Raw genomic sequence first — 18,277 nt, 5'->3', positions numbered from 1 at the left:
GTCCACGCGCTCAGACGCCATCGACTGACGCCTCGCGCTGGCGGCGGATCTCGTTGACGCATTCGGCCACCAGGTGCGGGCCGCGATAGATCAGGCCCGAATAGAGCTGCACCAGCGAGGCGCCGGCGTCGAGCTTTTCCACCGCGTCGCTGCCGTCGAGGATGCCGCCCACGCCGATCAGCGGGATGCGCTCGCCCAGGCGCTGGCGCATGCCGGCCAGCACGGCGGTGGAACGCTCGAACAGCGGCTTGCCGGAGAGCCCTCCTGCCTCGCCGCCGCGCGGGTCGTCCGCCACCGTGGCGCGGTCGGTCGTGGTGTTGGTGCAGATCACGCCGTCGATGCCGGTACGCAGCAGCACCTCGGCCATCGCATCGAGCTCGACCCCGGATAGGTCCGGCGCGATCTTCAGCAGCATCGGCTTGCGCCGACCGTGCTGCGAGCCCAGCCGCTCCTGCGCGGCGCGCAGGAGCGAGATGAACTTGTACAGCGTGGCCTGTTCCTGCAGGTCGCGCAGGCCCTGGGTGTTGGGCGAGGAAATGTTCACCGTGACGTAGCTGGCCAGCTCATGCACCTTGGTCAGGCAGGCCAGGTAGTCGTTGACCGCCTTGTCGTTCGGCGTGTCCTTGTTCTTGCCGATGTTGATGCCGAGCACGCCGTGGTAGCTCGACTGCTGCACGTTGCGCACCAGCGCGTCGACACCGCCGTTGTTGAAGCCCATGCGGTTGATGATCGCCTCGTGTGCGGGCAGCCGGAACAGGCGCGGTTTCGCATTGCCAGGCTGCGGCAGCGGCGTGACCGTGCCCACCTCGATGAAGCCGAAACCCAGTGTGTTCAGCGCATCGAGATGCTCGGCGTTCTTGTCCAGCCCCGCGGCAAGGCCGACCGGATTGGGAAACTCGAGGCCGAACGCACGCACCGGCAGGTCGGCCGGCACGGTGGCGAGGCGATGGGCGAAACCGCTGCGCTGGGCCACGCCCAGCCCGTACAGGGTCAGCCGGTGGGCCGACTCCGCCTCGAGCGAGAACAGCAGCGGACGCAGGATGTCGTAGAGGGCCAAATCGAAACGCCGGCAGTCGTGGAATGTCGCGCAGTTTAGCGTGCCGTGCAGCGCGCCGAAGGCGGCTGGGTCACGCTCAGCCGGCCAGCAGCTGGCCGCCGTCCACCACCAGGGTCTGGCCGGTGATCCAGCCGGCCCACGGCGAGGCGAGGAACAGCGCGGCGTGCGCGATCTCCTCCGGCTGGCCGTAGCGGCCGAACGGGATCTTCGCCAGCACCTCGGCGTAGCGCGTCGGATCATCCTTGCGGCATTGGTCCCACAGGCCACCGGGAAACTCGATCGAGCCCGGCGCGATCGCGTTGACGCGGATGCGCCTGGGCGCCAGTGCCTGCGCCTGGGACGTCGTGTAATGGCTCAACGCGGCCTTCAAGGCGGCATACGACGGCCCGCCCGGACGGGGGCGCAGCGCCGAGATCGAACTGGTGTGCAGGATGCACGGATGCGCCGACCCGGCCAGGTGCGGCAGCGCGGCCCGCGAGGCGCGCACGGCCGCCATCAGGTCCACGTTGAAGTTGGCCAGCCAGTCCTCGTCCTCGTCGCGGAAGCCGTAGCCGCTGGCGTTGTTGACCAGCACGTCGATGCCGCCCAGCGCGCTCGCCGCGTCGTCGACCCAGGCCTGGATGGCCGTCGCTTGCGCCAGGTCGACGGATTGCGCGTGCACGGTCACGTCGTGGGCGGCGATCTGCAGGCGCGTTTTCTCCAGTGCCGCCGCGCCGCGTGCGCAGATCGACACCGCGGCGCCGGCCTGGGCGAAACCCAGCGCGATGCTGCGGCCGATGCCGCGGCTGCCGCCGGCCACCAGCACGCGCCAGCCATGAAAATCGAACGGCGGCGGCGCACTCACCATCCGTGCCAGCCGCCGAGCGCGAAACCGAAGAACAGCACCGCGATCACCAAGGACACGAACAGCACCGACAGCAGCAGTTGCACGTAGCCAAGCACCAGCCCGGCAACCGCCATGCCGTCACCTTCGGGGCGGTGCTCCGGATGGCTGTTGCGGATCTCGCTGCGCGCGAGGTGTCCGCAGACGATGGCCACCACCGCGCCGAAGAACGGCAGCACGCACCAGGCCAGGATGCCGAACACCAGGCTCACCACCGCCAGCGTGCTGGTCGGGGCGGCGGCGCGATAGGACACGGGATCGTTCATCGGCTTGCTCGCGGAATGCGCCGGGTCGGCGTCGAGAGCATCGTAGCGTGATCGCCCGCGGCCGGCGAACCGGCCACGAGCCTGTTGCCGGTACTTACAAGTCGAACTTGATGCCCTGCGCCAGCGGCAGCGAATCGGAGTAGTTGATGGTGTTGGTCTGGCGGCGCATGTAGACCTTCCACGCGTCCGAGCCGGACTCGCGGCCGCCGCCGGTTTCCTTCTCGCCGCCGAACGCGCCGCCGATCTCGGCGCCGGAGGTGCCGATGTTGACGTTGGCGATGCCGCAGTCCGAGCCGGCCGCGGAAAGGTACTTCTCGGCCGACTTCAGGTTCTGCGTGAAGATCGCCGAGGACAGGCCCTGCGGCACGTCGTTCTGCGCTTCGATCGCCTCGTCGAGATGCTTGAACTTCATCACGTAGAGGATCGGCGCGAAGGTTTCGGTCTGCACGACTTCATCGGCGTTCTTCAGGCCGGTGATGATGGTCGGCAGCACGAAGTTGCCCTTGCGGTCGGTCAGCGCCGCGCCGCCGGTGGCCACCGTGCCGCCAGCCGCCTTCGCCTTCTCGATCGCGGCGAGATAACCCTGCACCGCGTCCTGGCTGTTCAACGGGCCCATCAGCGTGGTGGCCAGCGTCGGGTCGCCGATCTTGCCCTCGACCTGCTTGTAGGCCTTGACCAGCGTGTCGAGCACGCTGTCGTGGATGGATTCATGCACGAACAGGCGGCGCGTGCTGGTGCAGCGCTGGCCGGCGGTGCCGACCGCGCCGAACACGATGCCCGGAATCGCCAGCTTGAGGTCGGCCGACTCGTCCAGGATGATCGCGTTGTTGCCGCCCAGCTCCAGCAGCGAGCGGCCCATGCGCTGCGCCACGCGCTCGCCGACCATGCGGCCGACCTTGGTCGAGCCGGTGAAGCTGATCAGCGGGATGCGCTTGTCGTCGACGAAGGCCTGCGCCAGGTCGCTGCCGGCGTCGTTGAACAGGAAGAACAGGTCGGGGTAGCCGCCGTTTTTCAGCGCCTCGTTGCAGATCCTGATCGCGGCGATCGCCGACAACGGCGTTTTCGGCGAGGGCTTCCAGATGCAGATGTCGCCGCAGGCGGCAGCCAGCATCGCATTCCAGGCCCACACCGCGACCGGGAAGTTGAACGCGCTGATGATGCCGACGATGCCCAGCGGGTGGTACTGCTCGTACATGCGGTGGCCGGCGCGCTCCGAGTGCATGGTGTAGCCGTACAGCATGCGGCTCTGGCCGACCGCGAAGTCGGCGATGTCGATCATCTCCTGCACTTCGCCGTCGCCCTCGGGCTTGATCTTGCCCATCTCCAGCGCGACCAGCGAACCCAGTGCGTCCTTGTGCTTGCGCAGCGCCTCGCCGCACAGCCGCACGGCTTCGCCGCGCTGCGGCGCCGGCGTGGTGCGCCACACCTTGAACGCTTCCTGCGCACGCTTGACGATGACCTCGTAGTCGGCGGCGCTGGAGGCATGCACCGTCGCAATCACCTCGCCGGTGGCCGGATTCACCGGCTGCAGGGCGCCGGCATCGGTGGTCTTCGACCACTCGCCCTGGCCGAGATAGGTACCCGAATGTTCGGTACCGATACCGAGCGACTTGAGGATGGCATGCGACATACGTGGCTCCTGGTCGTGCGGCGCCCGCCGGCGCCGTGGATGAAGTAGGCAATTGGCCATTCTAGCAGGGTGGCAGGAATGGCTTCTTCCCTGCGCGCTGGCGAGGATCGGGTGGGTCGCTCTCGGCCCCGGTTTGCAGCGACCCTGCGCGCGCCCCCGCAATCTGCCTCCGCAAGCTGAAGGGAGGAGCAGAACCGCGCGATCCATGCGAAAATCGCCTCCCCGCCCTCGTAGCTCAGTTGGATAGAGCGGCCCCCTCCTAAGGGGCAGGTCGGACGTTCGAATCGTCTCGGGGGCACCAATCGCAGCGAACGCAAGGGTCGGCCATGTCGGCCCTTGTGCGTTTCAGGAACTGCACGACAGCATCGAGCAACCCGCCTTGTGCCGCGCCCAGTCCGGCCGCCTCGAAGCAAATGCCTCGTGGCCGGGCTGGTCATCGTACGGATGGCGCATCACGTCGAGCAGCTCGCGGATGCCGGAAGGATCGCCCGCGCTTGCCTGGTCGATCACCTGTTGCGCGAGGTAATTGCGCAGCACGTAGCGTGGATTGACCGCCCGCATGCGCGCGCGGCGCACGTCGGCCGAAAGCGGATCGTCGATGAGCCGGGCGGCATAGCGCACCAGCCAGTCGGCAAGCGCCGGCTCGGTTTCGCGCCGTTTCGCCTCATCGTAGAAGGCATCGTCCATCGACTGCAGGGTTGGCCTCGCCGGATCGATGTCGGCGAGTGCGCGGAACCACAGCGTCATGTCGATTTCGGCCGACGCCATCAGCGCATGAAGATCCTGCATCAGCGCCACATCCGCGTCACGGCACTCGGCCAGCCCGAGCTTGCGCGCGATGTTGACGCGATCCGCGGCGGCGTAGGCCTCGGCGTAGCGGTCGAGTCCGGCCTGCAACGGCGCCACGTCGTCGAACAGCGGCGCCAATGCCGCGGCCAACCGGCTCAGGTTCCACCACGCCACGTTCGGCTGCTGGCCGTAGCGGTAGCGGCGGCGCTGCGCGTCGGTGGTGTTCGGCGTCCAGTCCGGGTCGAAGTTGTCGACCCAGCCGTAGGGGCCGTAGTCGATGGTGAGGCCGAGGATCGACATGTTGTCGGTGTTCATCACGCCATGCACGAAGCCCACCCGCATCCAGTGCGCGATCATCGTGGCTGTGCGTTCGCAGACCTGGGCGAACCACTCGGCATGCAGCGCCTCGCCCTGCCCCGACAGCTCCGGAAAGTCGCGCCTGATGGTGAAATCGACCAACTGCCGCAACAGCGCGGCATCGCCGCGCGAGGTCGGCAGCTCGAAATTGCCGAAGCGGATGAACGAAGGCGCCGCACGGCAGACGATGGCGCCGGGCTCGGGCGCGGCGTGGCCGTCGTAGAACATGTCGCGCAGCACCGGCTCGCCGGTTTCGAGCAGGCACAGGGCGCGCGTGGTCGGCACGCCGAGGTGGTGCATCGCCTCGCTGCACAGGAACTCGCGCACCGACGAACGCAGCACCGCGCGACCGTCGGCGCCGCGCGAGTACGGCGTCTGGCCCGCTCCCTTCAACTGCAACTCCCAACGTTCGCCAGCGGCGCTGATCACCTCGCCCAGCGAAATTGCACGGCCATCGCCGAGCTGGCCGGCCCAGTTGCCGAACTGGTGGCCACCGTAATTGGCCGCCCACGGCTGCATGCCTCCGAGCAAGGCATTGCCGCCGAACACCCGGGCGAATTCGTCGCTGGCGACATCCGCCTCGCTGAAACCCAGTGACGCCGCCATCTCCGCCGAATGCGCCAGCAGTCGCGGCGCGGCCACCGGCGTCGGATCGACCCGCGAGTACAGCGCCCCCTCGACCTGGCGCAGCCGCGCACCTGCCTCCTGGTCCCCGGGCAGCTCGTGCACGAACGCGTTGTCGAAACGAAGCTTGAACATCGGCATACCCGACCGATTGTAGGTGAGCAGCCTGTCCACAAGGGACTTCCTTTGGTCGCGCGCGATACTTTTGCGTCACGTGATGAAGAGCATCGTGCACAGGGTGTGCCCCTACAAGCATGGCGCTACGGCGTCGGCATCGCGGACAGCTATAGTCGGCGCGCCCAGCCTGCGAGAAGCGCATGAACGACACACCCGCCGACCTCAACGCCGACGCCCTGCCCGAAGACGCGCCCTGCCTCGCCGCCACCACGCGCTGGATCGAGCGCGCGGTGATCGGGCTGAACCTGTGCCCGTTTGCCCGCGCGCCCCACGCGCAGGGCAAGCTGCGGCTGCGGGTAAGCCACGCACGCGATACCGATGCGTTGCTCGACGACCTGTGTGGCGAACTGCAATCGCTGAACGCCCTGACGCCGGAGGAATGCGAGACCGGCCTGCTGATCCACCCGTTCGTGCTGAACGACTTCCTCGACTACAACGATTTTCTCGACGTGGCCGATGCCGCGGTGCAGACGCTGGGGCTCGAAGGCGAATGGCAGGTGGCCGGCTTCCATCCGCAATACCAGTTCGCTCACAGCGCCGACGACGCGATCGAGAACTTCAGCAACCGCTCGCCCTTTCCCACCCTGCACCTGCTGCGCGAAGCTAGCGTGGAACGCGCGATGGAACAGATGAGCGACACCGACGCGATCTACCGGCGCAACATCGAGACACTGCGGCGGCTGGGTGTCGAGGGTTGGCAGGAGCTGTGGCGCGGCGAAACCGGCTGAACTTGCGCCACCACACGGCGTTCATGCCCGCCGTGCCATGCTGGCGCGTGAATAACATTCCCGACCCTCATAGCGACCCTTACAGCGAAAGCATCGACCCCGGCGTGCAATGCACGACCTGCGAGGCCGTGTGCTGCCGTCTCACCGTGGTATTGATGCCCGAAGACCACGTGCCCGCCTGGCTGGTCGATCACGACGCACACGGCATGGAAATCCTGGCCAAGGGCGAAGACGGCTGGTGTGCCGCGGTGGACCCGAACACCTCCCGCTGCACCATCTACGAAGACCGCCCCGCGATTTGCCGCAAGTACGCCATGGGCAGCCCGAGCTGCCGCGACGAGCGCCACAAATGGTTCGGCAACGTCATCCCCACGGCGGTGCACGTGCTGTAGGGCGGGCGCCGCCCGCCATCGGATTGCAAAACAGCCGGCGGGCCTACGCGAAAATCAGCGCGACCTCGGCGGCATCGAGGGCGCGCCATTCGCCGGGCCGCAGGTTCCCCAAGGCGAGTCCACCGACTGAAATCCGCTGCAGCGTTTCCACGTGGTTGCCCACCGCAGCGAACATCCGGCGAACCTGGTGATAGCGGCCCTCAGTGACGGTCAGGCGGGCATGCCGCGGCCCCAGCACATCGAGTGTCGCCGGTGCCAGCGGTTCCTTCTCCGATTCCAGCAGCAGCGTGCCGCTGGCGAACAGCGCGCCCTCGTCGCCGCGCAGATCCTGTGCGAGGGTGGCCTCGTACACCTTGGCCACCTGCGCCTTCGGCGAAATGATCCGGTGCAGCAGCGGGCCGTCGTCGGTGAACAGCAGCAAACCGGAGGTGTCGCGGTCCAGTCGCCCCACGGTGGACAGCGCGGGCGTACGCACGCTGTAGCGCGGCGGCAGCAGGTCGTAGACGATGCGGCCCGGGTCCTTGCGCGAGCAGGTGACACCGAGCGGCTTGTTCAACATCAGCACCAGGCCAGGCGGCGGGTCCAGCGGCTCGTCGTCGACGCGGACGGTTTCCAGCGGCACCACGTCGTCGGCGTAGAGCACCTCGCCATCGGCGTCGGTGATGCGACCGCTGCGGAACAGCCGGGTCACGTCCTTGCGACTGCCGTAGCCGAGGTTGGCGATCAGCTTGACCAGTTTCATGCGTGTACTCCGGTGGCCTCGATCACCTTGAATCCTTCCTGCGTCGCCAGCGTGCGCACGGTCTCGAAGCGCTGGCCCAGGTGCGCCTCGTACGGCAGGTGCCGATTCGCCACCAGCAGCAGGCAGCCGTCCGGTCGCAGCGCATCCGCTGCACTGGTGATGAAGGCGCGGCCCAGCTCCGGCAGGTCCGCGCGGCCCTGGTGGAATGGCGGATTGCTGACGATGGCATCGTAGCGTTCGGACAAGCCGCGGGTCACGTCGTGCCAGTGCACGTTCACCGCCAGCTCGCGACCAGCATCGCGTTGTGCCCGCGCCAGGTTGACGCGCGCCGGCTCCAGCGCGCGCGCCTCGGCCTCGTACAGGTCGATCGCCGAGACCCGCGGGCAACGCGCGATCAGCTGGCAGGCGAGGTAACCGTAACCGGCGCCGAGGTCCGCCACCCGACCGTGCAGCTCCACCGGCAGGTGTTCGGCCAGCAGCGCCGAGGCGCGGTCGACGCGGTCCCAGGCGAACAGCCCCGGCCGGCTGACGTAGCCGCCGGCAATCTCGCGTGGTGCATCCAGTGCCAGCCATGGCTTCAGCAACGCCTGGTCGATGGCAGCGTCGTCCCGCGCGGCCCAGACCACGCGGCATTTGTGCTTGGACAGTTGCTGCACGGGGCCGGCAAGCCTCTGCAGATCCGCCTCACCGGATTTCGCCCCCTCGGCATTGGCCATTGCCGCCAGCACGGTGCCGCCCGGTGCGGTGTGCTGCAGCGCCCGGGCGAACAGCGCGCGCGCCTCGTCGCGCTGGCGCGGCGGCAGCACCAGCACCAGCGCGAAACGTTCGTCGGCCGCCGGTTCGCCGACGTGCAGGCCCTGTCGCGCCAGCTCCTCCGCGAACGGCAGGAAACCCTGCTCGCACAACCAGCCCGGCTGCGCCAGCTCGCGCAGGCGCACATTGGCGCGCGCACGCAAGAACAGCACCCGGCCATCCGCGGGCAAACTCAACCGCGCCGTCTCGAACGGCACGAACAACGCCGCCAGCGCTGCGCTGGGGGTCGCGAATACTCCCGCCATGCTCACTCGATGTCCTGACCCGGGAAACAGGCGCGCAGTGTATCGCGGCGCCTTTGCGCGCCTGCCGCCTGCACGGTGCTCAAGGCCGAGCGGCGGTACCCGGTGACGCCGGCAATTCGTCCAGCATCTGTTGCGCCAACGGGCCGTAGCCTTCGTCGAAATGATGGCCACCCTGCTTGGCGTGCACGGTGACCCACGTCGGCAGACCGGGCTGGTCGCACAGACTGTCGGCCGCATCGTCCAGGCCGTAGTAGCACACCACTGGCGGCTGGTCGTGCAACGCCCGCAGCGGCGGCAGCGGGTCGTGATGATCGATCGGGTTGATCCACTGCAACGCGTCCTTGAGGCGCTCCTTGAACCAGCCCTGTTCGATCATGTAACCCTGCAGCTCGATCTCGAAGGTCACGTCGCGGCTGGGTGAGAGCAGCACCATCTGGGTGATCCGCGCACGGTTCTCGGCGCCGAGCTGGTCGGTGATGGTGGGCAGCACGTCGGCGCCGAACGAAAAGCCGATCAGCCAGATCCGCCGCTTGCCCCACGCATCGAGCTGCTTCGTCATCAACGCATCCAGTTCGCGCGCAGTCTGCCGCGGGTCGTGCCCGCGCCAGTAGTACTTGAACGAGTTGATGCCGAGCACCGGCACGCCGCGGTCGATCAAGGCGATGCCCAGGCGCCGATCCACGTCGGCCCAGCCGCCGTCGCCGGAGACGATCACCGCCATCACGTCGTCCTTCCCCTCCGGCGGTGCGACGGCATGCGCGGCCACCGGCCAGACCACGGCCGCATCGGCCAGGCTGACCGACGACCAGGGCCGCCACGCCAGCAAGGCGCCAAGCACACCAAGCACCAGCACACCGGCCAGCCAGGTCTTCCATCGTCTCATCGGCGCACGACTCCTCCCAATCCGCCGGCGATCAGGCTGGCCACGTTGGCCAGGATCATCGGCAAGGCGATGCCGCGGGGCACCGCCATGTAGCGCGGCTCCCACTGCGGGTCGAACTTCTGCTTGTAGCGTTGCAGGCCGCGGAAGTTGTAGAAGCGCTCGCCGCGGCCGAACACCATCGCGCCGAACCGGTTCCACCATGGCGCATGCCGCCGGCTGTGCAGCCCGGCCAGCGGCGCCATGCCGAGGTTGAACCAGCGGTAGCCCTCGGCGCGCGCCCACAGCATCAGCTCCACGAACAGGTAGTCCATGATGCCGGCCGGGGCGTCCGGGCGATGGCGCATCAGATCGACCGATGCCTCTTCACGGGTGTCGCTGAGCAGCAGGTTGGCGAATGCCACCAGCTCATCGCCCTGCCACACCAGCGCCATCGGCGTGCGCGCCAGGTAGTGCGGGTCGAAGGCACCGAGCGAGAAGCGCTTTTCGCGCACGTGCTTGTCGCGCAGCCAGGCGTCCGACACCGGCCGCAGCTTCGGCAGCAGGCCGGCCACCGCGTCGGCCGGCACGATCTCCAGGCGCAGGCCGTCGCGCTGCAGCCTGTTGACCGTGTTGCGCAGCACCTTCTTCGACTTGCCGTCGAGGTTGAAGGCATCCAGTCGCACCCGCGCCTCTTCGCCGATCTTAAGCAGGTTCAGGCCCACCTCCAGGTACAGGTCGAGGTTGGCCGGGCTGACCTGGTAGAACACCGGCCAGCCACCCGCTCGCTCGCACTGTTCGAGGAAGGTCCACACCAGCTCGCGCCGTGCGGCCTCGTCGGTGCCCACCGGATCGCCCATCGCGACCCAACTGCGTCCGATCGTGTCGAACATCACGAAGGCCTTGTGCTCGTCGTCGAACAGCAAGGTCTTGTCGCCCATCAGGGCCAGGTGTGCCTGCGCCGAGGGAAACTGCTTGATCAGCGGCAGCGCCTGCGCCAACTCGGCCTCGCCGGGTCGTTCGCGCTGCAGTTTCTGCGGACGGATCAGGCTGGCCGCCGCGAACAGCATGCCGGTGACGGCCGCGGCCACCAGCGCGCGCAGCGCGCGCGGCGCGCCGCCGTGTTGCAGGCTGAACTGCCACCACAGGTCGGCGCTGTAGTCGACGTGCTTGTAGCTGAACACCACCAGCCACGCCGCGCAGCCCAGCGTCGCCACGATCGCCACGATCCAGCCCACGCCGAAGCTGGTGCTGAACAGCGACGCGCGCCGATGGAACAACCGGTGGGCCGGCGCCAGCGCCAGCGCCAGCAAGGTCATCAGCGCGGCCTCCTCGTAGTCGATGCCCTTGAGCAGCGAGAACACCGCGCCGGCCAGCAGCAACACCAGGGTCAGCCAGTAGGCGGCATCCAGCCGGCGTTGCAGGCCGCGCGCCAGGATCAGCAGCAGCATGCCGATCACGCTGGCCAGCAGGTGCGAAACCTCCAGCACCGACAGCGGCAACAGCTCGCCGAGGATCGCCATGCGCACCGGCAGCGCGCGGGTCGCGCCGGAGAACAGCAGCACCGCCCCGCAGACCAGGGTCAGGCCGGCGAAGAACGAAGGCAGCAAGCCGGTGAACCATGGCGCCAGCACGGCCTTGCGGCGCCAGCCCTGCGCCTCGCGCTGCAGCACCAGCACGGCGGCGGCGCACAGCGGCAGCAGGTAATAGATCACCCGGTACGCGGCCAGCGCACCGAGGATCGGTGCCGTCAGCTGCGCGTTGCCGGTGGCGCCGAAGCCGGCCAGCATCACCGCCTCGAACACGCCCAGCCCGCCGGGCACGTGGCTCACCAGGCCGACGATCTGGGCGATCACGAAGATCGCCAGGAAGTGCCCGAAGCCGTTGTTCAACGCATCCGGCATCAGCACGTAAAGCACCGCGGCAGCGAGGCCCCAGTCGCAGGCGCCGACCAGGATCTGTTTCAACGCGGTGCCCACCGAAGGCAGCGTCACGCGCCAGCGCCAGATGCGCAGCGGGCGATGGATCAATCCGCCAGCCAGCCACGCCAGCGGCAGTGCGACCAGCACCGCGCCCAACGGCTGGCTCAGACCGGCCAGCGGCAGCTCCGGCGGCAGCGGCACCCACAACAAGGTGGTGCCGGTGAGCGCCAGCAGGCCGAGCCAGAAGCTGCTGGTGCAGAACAGCACCACGCGGGCGATCTCGCCGTTGCCCAGCCCGTTCTGCACGTAGAAGCGATAGCGGATCGAACCGGACACCAGCAGCGACATGCCCAGGGCGTTGCTGAAGGCGTAGCTGATGAAGGAAATCAGGCCGACCCGCCGCCACGGCAGCCGACGTCCGATCGCGGCCAGCGCCAGGCGGTCGTACATCGTCATCACCGCGTAGCCGGCCAGGGTAAACAGCGCCGCCAGGCCCAGGCGTTCGTGCGACAGCCCCTGCACGTACTGGCGCACCTGGTGGTAATTCACCTCGCGCGCCAGCAGATGCAGGGCGAACAGCGCCAGGCACAGCATGCCCACCGAGAACAGCGGGCCGGCGATGTGGCGCAACCACGCGACCCTCTGGCTGGGGCCATCGGGAATCCCGTCCGCGCGCGGCGCCCGTTCGACTTGTTCCTGCACCACGCGGCTCGCATCCCCCCGGAAAGGCCGCCAGTTTAGGGCCAGTCGCGTGGCAGCCGCTGAACGGCAGCCACGCGGCAAGGCGACCTCAGCCGCCCTGCCCCATCCGCGCGATCCAGCGGTACATCACCACGATCGTCGCGGTGAAGGCGAGGCCGCCGATCCAGATCGCCGGGGTGGCGAAACTTTCACCCACCACGGCCAGCGGCGACTGGTTGCCGGACAGCGCCACCGCTGCCGCCACGATCACGCCGAGCAGGCTCTCGCCCACGATCAGGCCCGACGCCAGCAGCACGCCCAACTGCTTGGTCGGCTCCGCCTTGGGGCCGCGCTCGGCACGCTTGTCGAACCAGGCGCCGACCATCGCGCCGACCACCACCATCAGCGTGGTCGAGGTGGGCAGGTAGATGCCCAGGCCCACCGCCAGCGGCGGCAGGCGCATCGACTTGCCGGTCTTGCCCAGCACCTCGTCGACCACGATCAGCACCGCGCCGATGCCGCCACCGATGGCGATCAGGCTCCAGTCGATGTTGCCGGTGATCACGCCCTGCGCCAGCGCCGAGATCAGCCCGGCCTGCGGCGCCGGCAACGCGCGCGCGGGGTCCACGCCCGGCGCGCCGAGGAAACCGTAGGCCTGGTTCAGCAGGTCCAGCACCGGCGGAATCACCAGCGCGCCGGCGATCACGCCGATCACCAGCGCCCATTGCTGCAGCGAGGGCGTGGCGTCCACCAGCTGCCCGGTCTTGAGATCCTGCAGGTTGTTGTTGGCGATGGAGGCCACCGCGAACACGATCGAGGTGATGAACAGCGCGAAGGCCACCAGCGCCTTGCCGGCCTCCTCCGGCACCAGCGACTTCACCCCCAGCACCAGCAGCAGCGCGGCGATGATCACCACCAGGATGCCCACGCCCGACAGCGGGCTGTTGGACGAGCCGATCAGGCCAGCCATGTAGCCGCATACCGCGGAAACCAGGAAGCTCATGATGATCACGAACACCACGCCGCCGATCACCAGCAGCGCCATGTGCTCGCCCAGCCCGCTGATGTTGGCGAAGTGGCCCAGCAGCCACGCCACCGGGATCAGGCACAGCAAGGTGATGATGCCGACCTGGCCGATCGGCATGTCGTGTTCGGTGCGCGGCAGCGAATGCAGCGTGCCCGCCTTGCGCGCGCTGGAGGCGCGCATCGCGCCGGCCAGGCCGCCGATCACCGGCTTGACCAGCTTGGCCAGCGTCCAGATCGCCGCCACGCCGATGGTGCCGGCGCCCACGAAACGCACGTAGTGGCTCCAGGTGGCCTGGGCCGCTTCCGCCGCCGCGCCGCCCTCCGGGTGCAGCAGCAGGAAGTGCGGCACCGCCCAGCCCCAGCCGATGATCGCGCCCAGCAGCATCGCCACGCCCACCCACAGGCCCACCAGGTGTCCCACCGCGAACAGCGCGAAGGAGAGACCGAAGTCGAAACCGCTAGCCGCACCCCGATCACCGATGCGGAAATAGCTGGACACCGCGGCGGCGAAGATCTTGGTCTGCACGACCACGTAGAACGCCGCCGAGACGATCGAGCCCACCACCACCGCCTTCAGCCCGGCACCGCCGGACTCCACCGACTCGGCGGCCTCCGGCGAATCGCCCGAGCCCACCTTGAGCACCTCGGCGCAGGCCACGCCTTCCGGATACGGCAAGTCGGAATCGGTGACCAGCGCGCGGCGCAGCGGGATGGTGTACATCACGCCGAGGATGCCGCCGGTGGCGCAGATGCCGAAGCTCATCCAGAACGGGAAGCCGTTCCAGTAGCCCAGGATCACCAGGCCCGGCAGCACGAAGATGATCGCCGACAGCGTGCCGGCGGCCGAGGCCACCGTCTGCACGATGTTGTTCTCCTGCACGGTGGAGTTCTTCAACGCGCGCAGGATCGCCATGGAAATCACCGCGGCGGGGATCGAGGTGGCGAAGGTGAGTCCGGCCTTGAGGCCGAAGAACACGTTCGCAGCGGTGAACACCACGGTGATCACGATGCCGATGATGACGCCACGAAGGGTGAGCTCGCGGCGCGACGGGCTGGACAAGACTGGCTGGGTCACTTCGTGCTCTCCCCCGATGAAAACTGCCGCGCACGATAGCGCGGAACCGTCGCCCGGCGATACGCCGGCCTTCGTCAGCCAGGCAGCCGCGCGCGCTCCAGCGCGGCCACATGCTGCTCCAGTCGCGGCCCGAGATAGCAATGCGATCCGCACGGCAACAGGCCCACGCGGCCGAACTCGCGCAAGTACCAGGCGGGAGCGCGCGCGATGAAACCCTGGCGGTCGCCCGCCACGTCGTCGCGGCTGGTGAACACTTCCAGAAAGGCCACGCCATCGAGCATCTCGCCGATACCGTGCAGCCCGGCACGGATCTCGGCTGGCTTGAGGTAGTGCAGCACGTCGCTGCACACGATCAGGTCGAAGCGGGTGTCGAAGCGCAGCTGTTCGAGCTGGCCGAAGCGCGCCAGGCCGATCCGGCGGCTGCGGCCGTAACGCGCCACCACGTACTCGCTGGCATCCAGCCCGCGATACTCCACGCCTGGTCGCAGCGCGCGCAGCGGCGCCCGCCACGTGGCTTCGCCGCAACCCACGTCCAGCACGTTGCGGATCGTGCGGCCCAGGTAGTACTCGGTTTGCGCCACCGCCATCGCCACCTTGCGCCGCAACTCGGCCGGGGAGCCGACCGCATGGCGCGGGTCGCGATACCACTTGTCGAAATAGATGCGGTCGTAGGTCTTGGGCATGGCTTCCCGGCGCGGGCCGGAGTGGCTGGCGGATGAACGCCCATGGTAGCGCGCGGCACGGCATCACTTTTCGCATGCGTTTCGCTTGCGATGCTCGCCCCGCCCCCGACCACCCGGAGCCAACACCATGCCCATGATCCGTTTTCGCCTGATCGGCAGTCGCGCCGACGCCGACACCCTCATCATCGGCCTGCACGGCATTGACGGGGTCGAGCACATCGAGGAAATCGACGACCCCGCGCTGGGCATCCGCGACGACTCCAGCTCGCTGGGTTCGGCCGGCGACAGCGACGCACATGCCTATCTCATCGAAGTGGGCGCGGCCAGCGACAGCCTGGCCGACGACGTGCGCATGAACGCCGAGATACTGGCCAGCGAATGCAGCGCCGGCATCGAGTTCGTGGATGATTTCTGAAAGCCGCGACGACGCCGGTCACCCCGGCGCGCCGGGGCTACGGGACGCGACGGTAGCTGCCCTGCATGACCTTCTCCCAGCTTGTACCGCCGTCGAACGAGCTTTCCAGCACCAGGGTGAACTCGTCGTTGCCCAGCCAGTGGTACACATGTCGTGTCTGCCCGCGCGACGAACTGCGCACGAACACCAGCCGATCGCCGTCGCGATATCCGGGCGCAGGTTCTGCGGGAGTGAAGCCGTAGCTGTCGAACCAGTGCAGCGCGAAGTTGCCGGGACTGGCACCGTCGGCGAATACCGCGTGCGCCTGCAGCGCGGGTTGGCCGTCCCGCGTTTCGCGGTAATCCATCAGCAGCACCCTGCCGCCGAGGGCCAACCGCCCGCTGATCTGCGCGAGCGCCGGGCCGCCCTCGCCCCAGCGGGTCGTGGCGATGGTTTCTTCGCCATCCCATGCACCATCGAAACGGGCCAGCAGGTCGTCCATCACGATGCACTCCGGGTTGTGCCGCGCACCAGCAGGTGCTTGGCCATGGCGCCGTGCAAGCGGCCGATTCCGCGTACCAGGTGCAGGGTGGCGAACAGCAACCCGGCGCCGAACAGGAACATCGCCAGCACCTCGGCCCAGCCAGGTACGTGCGGACCGGAACCCCAGTCCAGCAGGATCGTGTGATCCACGTACAGGCCCTGCAGCCAGTCGTGGCCAAACAGCATCAGCACCGGCAGTCCCAGCAGGCCCAGCGCGACGGCCAGCAAAACGGCGGTGAGGATGAAGTATACGATGCCCAGCGGCAACATCAGCACCATGTAGAACAGCGTGGTCCAGGTGCGCGGGTCGGTAAACATGGCGCCGATCCGCCCCAGCAGCGGCACGCCGCGTTGCGGGTACGGTGGCCGCCGCGGCATGCGCACGCCCAGCAGCGCTTCCACGATGCGCCCTTCGAGCAGCGAGAGCCCCCGCATGCTGCCGATGAACAGCACTATGAACGGCAGGCCGATGATCAGCACGGACAGGCCCGCCGACAGCGCGATGCCACCCACGGCCAGCGTGAAATAGGCGATGCCCGTGGCCGACCCCAGCAGGATGTAGAACAGCGCACCCCAGGTATGCAGGTCGGTCGCCACGCCGAAGAAGCGCCCGGCCAGCGAGCGACGCGGCGGTGCTGGCGGCGGGCGGATCGCCCGCTGCACCTTTATCTCCTGGTCGCGGTAGATCTCGGCCACCTCGTCAGGTGCGCCGTAGCTCTGCACCACTTGTTCGAGCATCGCCGCCTCGTCGCGTCCGGGGCGTTCGTAAAGCTCGGCGCGCAGGTGTTCCTCGGCGTCGTAGAGCGCATCCTGGATCAGCGCAGGGTCGGCCCCGCGCAGCGCGGCGCGCAGCTGATCGAGATATTGGGCAATCGTGCGTGGCGCGTTCATGAAACCCCTCCTTGCAAGACGTTGTCGACCGAATCGCGGGTGGCGATCCACGCGGCGGTCCAGTCGCGCAGCGCGTCGCGCCCGGGCCGGGTGATGCGGTAATAGCGTCGCGGCGGTCCGCTGATCGAAGGCTCGACCTCGCTGGCCAGCAATCCCGACGCCTCGAGATTGCGCAGCACCGGATACAGCGCGCTCTGCTTGCCGGCGAGCACGCCCTCGCCCACCGCCTCCAGCCGCTTGGCGATCTGGTAGCCGTACATCGGCTGGCGCGACTGCGCCAGCACGGCCAGCAGGACCAGCGCCACCGTGCCGGTGGACAGCTCCTTCTGGAACTTCTTCAGTTGACTGCCGTCATCCATCGCGCTCACCCGCACTGTCACCTGTTACGGTATTCATTCTAGTGTGCAGTTATGACTAGTGAATATGCCTGAAGTCATGCGCCTGCCGGCGACGCGGACGCTCTGCTAAGTTGCGGGTCTCGCCGTTGCAAACCTTGAGGGGATAGCCATGCATGCACGTCGTCAATTCGCGGCCCTGACGCTGCTGGCCAGCCTGGTCGCCGTGCCGGCGCTCGCCGCCACGGATACCCAGGCGCCCACGCCGAGCCGCGCCGAGCTGTTGGCCAAGTCCACCGCGGCCGAATGGCGCACGCCCGACCCGCACAACCTGCTGGTGATGCAGCTGCAGACGGGACGCGTGCTGATCGAGCTGGCGCCGGACTTCACCCCGCTGCATGCGGCGAACATCCGCACCATGGCGCGCCAGCACTATTACGACGGCCTGGCGATCGTGCGTGTGCAGGACAACTTCGTCACGCAATGGGGCGACCCGGCGGGCGACAACAACGATCCCGCCAGCAAGCCGCGCTCGCTTGGCAAGGCGCACGCCACGCTGCCGCCGGAATACACGCGGCCGATCGACCCGAGGCTGGAATGGACCCCGCTGCCCGACGGCGACGTCTATGCACCCGAGGTCGGTTTCAGTGAAGGCTTCCCCGCCGCGCGCGACCCGGCCAGCGGCGAGCAGTGGCTGACCCATTGCTACGGCATGGTCGGCGTGGGACGCGACATCGGCCCGGAAACCGGCAGCGGCAGCGAGCTGTACGTGGTGATCGGCCAGTCCCCGCGCCGGCTCGACCGCAACCTGGCGATCGCCGGCCGCGTGCTGGAAGGCATGCCGCTGCTGTCCGCCCTGCCGCGTGGTACCGGCCCGATGGGCTTCTACGACAAGCCCGCGCAACGCACGCCGATCGAATCCGTGCGACTGGCCTCCGAACTGCCGCCGGCGCAGCGCCCGGCCGTGCAGGTGCTGCGCACGGACAGCGCCACCTTCGCCGCCCTGCTCGACGCCCAGCGCCACCGGCATGACGATTTCTACAAGGTGTCGTCCGGCAAGGTCGGCCTGTGCAGCGTCGACATCCCCGTGCGTGAGCCGAAAGCAGCGCATTGACGCAGGGCGGCCCTGCCCGCCTGCTCTTCAACGCACCCGGACCAGGAGCGG

At 68.4% G+C, this 18,277-nt stretch carries 18 protein-coding genes and 1 tRNA gene; 5 read left to right on the top strand and 14 right to left on the bottom strand.

Annotation, left to right across the window (positions count from 1 at the left end; genetic code table 11):
* Window positions 1-10: 10 nt before the first annotated feature.
* From ACVCMI_RS09855 to amaB, 4 genes are all read right to left on the bottom strand, one after another.
* Complete coding sequence (locus ACVCMI_RS09855) at window positions 11-1,057, bottom strand: quinone-dependent dihydroorotate dehydrogenase (protein ID WP_447098962.1); 1,047 nt, start codon at window positions 1,055-1,057, stop codon at window positions 11-13.
* A 76-nt stretch (window positions 1,058-1,133) separates the two neighbouring features.
* Window positions 1,134-1,904 (bottom strand): SDR family NAD(P)-dependent oxidoreductase, encoded by a 771-nt coding sequence (locus ACVCMI_RS09850; RefSeq protein WP_447098963.1) that lies wholly within the window; start codon window positions 1,902-1,904, stop codon window positions 1,134-1,136.
* Window positions 1,898-2,206, bottom strand: a complete 309-nt coding sequence (locus ACVCMI_RS09845) for a DUF4190 domain-containing protein (RefSeq protein WP_395118375.1) — start codon at window positions 2,204-2,206, stop codon at window positions 1,898-1,900. The genes ACVCMI_RS09850 and ACVCMI_RS09845 overlap by 7 nt, the downstream gene beginning before the upstream one ends.
* A 94-nt stretch (window positions 2,207-2,300) precedes the next feature.
* The gene (amaB, locus tag ACVCMI_RS09840; protein ID WP_447098964.1) at window positions 2,301-3,836 is read right to left on the bottom strand and encodes an L-piperidine-6-carboxylate dehydrogenase; all 1,536 of its coding nucleotides are present in this window, start codon (window positions 3,834-3,836) and stop codon (window positions 2,301-2,303) included.
* A 224-nt stretch (window positions 3,837-4,060) separates the two neighbouring features.
* Between amaB and ACVCMI_RS09835 the strand changes: the two genes are divergently transcribed.
* Window positions 4,061-4,137: transfer RNA gene (locus tag ACVCMI_RS09835), tRNA-Arg, on the top strand.
* 44 nt (window positions 4,138-4,181) lie between these two features.
* On the opposite strand, the gene ACVCMI_RS09830 is transcribed toward ACVCMI_RS09835, so the two are convergent.
* On the bottom strand, window positions 4,182-5,741 hold the full coding sequence (locus tag ACVCMI_RS09830) for a protein adenylyltransferase SelO (protein WP_447098965.1): 1,560 nt from the start codon (window positions 5,739-5,741) through the stop codon (window positions 4,182-4,184).
* Between the two features lie 182 nt (window positions 5,742-5,923).
* On the opposite strand from ACVCMI_RS09830, the gene ACVCMI_RS09825 reads away from it, so the two are divergent.
* Both ACVCMI_RS09825 and ACVCMI_RS09820 read left to right on the top strand, forming a co-directional pair.
* Window positions 5,924-6,511, top strand: coding sequence for a DUF1415 domain-containing protein (locus tag ACVCMI_RS09825; protein WP_447098966.1), 588 nt, complete (start codon window positions 5,924-5,926; stop codon window positions 6,509-6,511).
* Window positions 6,512-6,558: 47 nt separating this feature from the next.
* Window positions 6,559-6,903: a YkgJ family cysteine cluster protein gene (locus ACVCMI_RS09820; RefSeq protein ID WP_395118367.1), complete on the top strand. Its 345-nt coding sequence runs from the start codon at window positions 6,559-6,561 to the stop codon at window positions 6,901-6,903.
* Between the two features lie 43 nt (window positions 6,904-6,946).
* Here ACVCMI_RS09820 and ACVCMI_RS09815 read toward each other — a convergent pair whose 3' ends face one another.
* The 6 genes from ACVCMI_RS09815 to ACVCMI_RS09790 form a co-directional block, all read right to left on the bottom strand.
* A complete protein-coding gene (locus ACVCMI_RS09815; protein WP_447098967.1) occupies window positions 6,947-7,645 on the bottom strand; it encodes a pseudouridine synthase in 699 nt (232 codons plus the stop codon).
* Window positions 7,642-8,703 carry a class I SAM-dependent methyltransferase gene (locus ACVCMI_RS09810; RefSeq protein ID WP_447098968.1) on the bottom strand — a complete coding sequence of 354 codons (1,062 nt, stop codon included), beginning with the start codon at window positions 8,701-8,703 and terminating at the stop codon, window positions 7,642-7,644. The genes ACVCMI_RS09815 and ACVCMI_RS09810 overlap by 4 nt, the downstream gene beginning before the upstream one ends.
* A 79-nt stretch (window positions 8,704-8,782) precedes the next feature.
* Window positions 8,783-9,586 (bottom strand): AcvB/VirJ family lysyl-phosphatidylglycerol hydrolase, encoded by an 804-nt coding sequence (locus ACVCMI_RS09805; RefSeq protein ID WP_447098969.1) that lies wholly within the window; start codon window positions 9,584-9,586, stop codon window positions 8,783-8,785.
* Window positions 9,583-12,189, bottom strand: coding sequence for a bifunctional lysylphosphatidylglycerol flippase/synthetase MprF (gene mprF / locus ACVCMI_RS09800; protein WP_447098970.1), 2,607 nt, complete (start codon window positions 12,187-12,189; stop codon window positions 9,583-9,585). Before mprF ends, ACVCMI_RS09805 begins: the two co-directional genes overlap by 4 nt.
* Before the next feature lie 85 nt (window positions 12,190-12,274).
* Entirely contained in the window at window positions 12,275-14,266 is a 1,992-nt protein-coding gene (locus ACVCMI_RS09795; protein WP_395118358.1) for an OPT family oligopeptide transporter, read from the bottom strand.
* A gap of 74 nt (window positions 14,267-14,340) precedes the next feature.
* Complete coding sequence (locus ACVCMI_RS09790) at window positions 14,341-14,949, bottom strand: class I SAM-dependent DNA methyltransferase (RefSeq protein WP_447098971.1); 609 nt, start codon at window positions 14,947-14,949, stop codon at window positions 14,341-14,343.
* Window positions 14,950-15,076: 127 nt separating this feature from the next.
* On the opposite strand from ACVCMI_RS09790, the gene ACVCMI_RS09785 reads away from it, so the two are divergent.
* A complete protein-coding gene (locus ACVCMI_RS09785) occupies window positions 15,077-15,364 on the top strand; it encodes a hypothetical protein (RefSeq protein WP_395118354.1) in 288 nt (95 codons plus the stop codon).
* 37 nt (window positions 15,365-15,401) lie between these two features.
* Here ACVCMI_RS09785 and ACVCMI_RS09780 read toward each other — a convergent pair whose 3' ends face one another.
* The 3 genes from ACVCMI_RS09780 to ACVCMI_RS09770 are packed head-to-tail and all read right to left on the bottom strand — an operon-like array spanning window position 15,402 to window position 17,136.
* Window positions 15,402-15,845: a DUF1579 family protein gene (locus ACVCMI_RS09780; RefSeq protein ID WP_447099456.1), complete on the bottom strand. Its 444-nt coding sequence runs from the start codon at window positions 15,843-15,845 to the stop codon at window positions 15,402-15,404.
* Complete coding sequence (locus ACVCMI_RS09775) at window positions 15,845-16,777, bottom strand: sensor domain-containing protein (protein WP_447098972.1); 933 nt, start codon at window positions 16,775-16,777, stop codon at window positions 15,845-15,847. The genes ACVCMI_RS09780 and ACVCMI_RS09775 overlap by 1 nt, the downstream gene beginning before the upstream one ends.
* Complete coding sequence (locus ACVCMI_RS09770) at window positions 16,774-17,136, bottom strand: PadR family transcriptional regulator (protein ID WP_395118348.1); 363 nt, start codon at window positions 17,134-17,136, stop codon at window positions 16,774-16,776. The genes ACVCMI_RS09775 and ACVCMI_RS09770 overlap by 4 nt, the downstream gene beginning before the upstream one ends.
* Window positions 17,137-17,284: 148 nt before the next feature.
* Here ACVCMI_RS09770 and ACVCMI_RS09765 point away from each other — a divergent pair, with 148 nt between their 5' ends.
* Entirely contained in the window at window positions 17,285-18,226 is a 942-nt protein-coding gene (locus tag ACVCMI_RS09765; RefSeq protein WP_447098973.1) for a peptidylprolyl isomerase, read from the top strand.
* Window positions 18,227-18,277: the final 51 nt, after the last annotated feature.

The organism is Rhodanobacter sp. UC4448_H15 (genome assembly GCF_052978265.1).
This window is presented reverse-complemented; position numbering and strand designations above follow the sequence as displayed.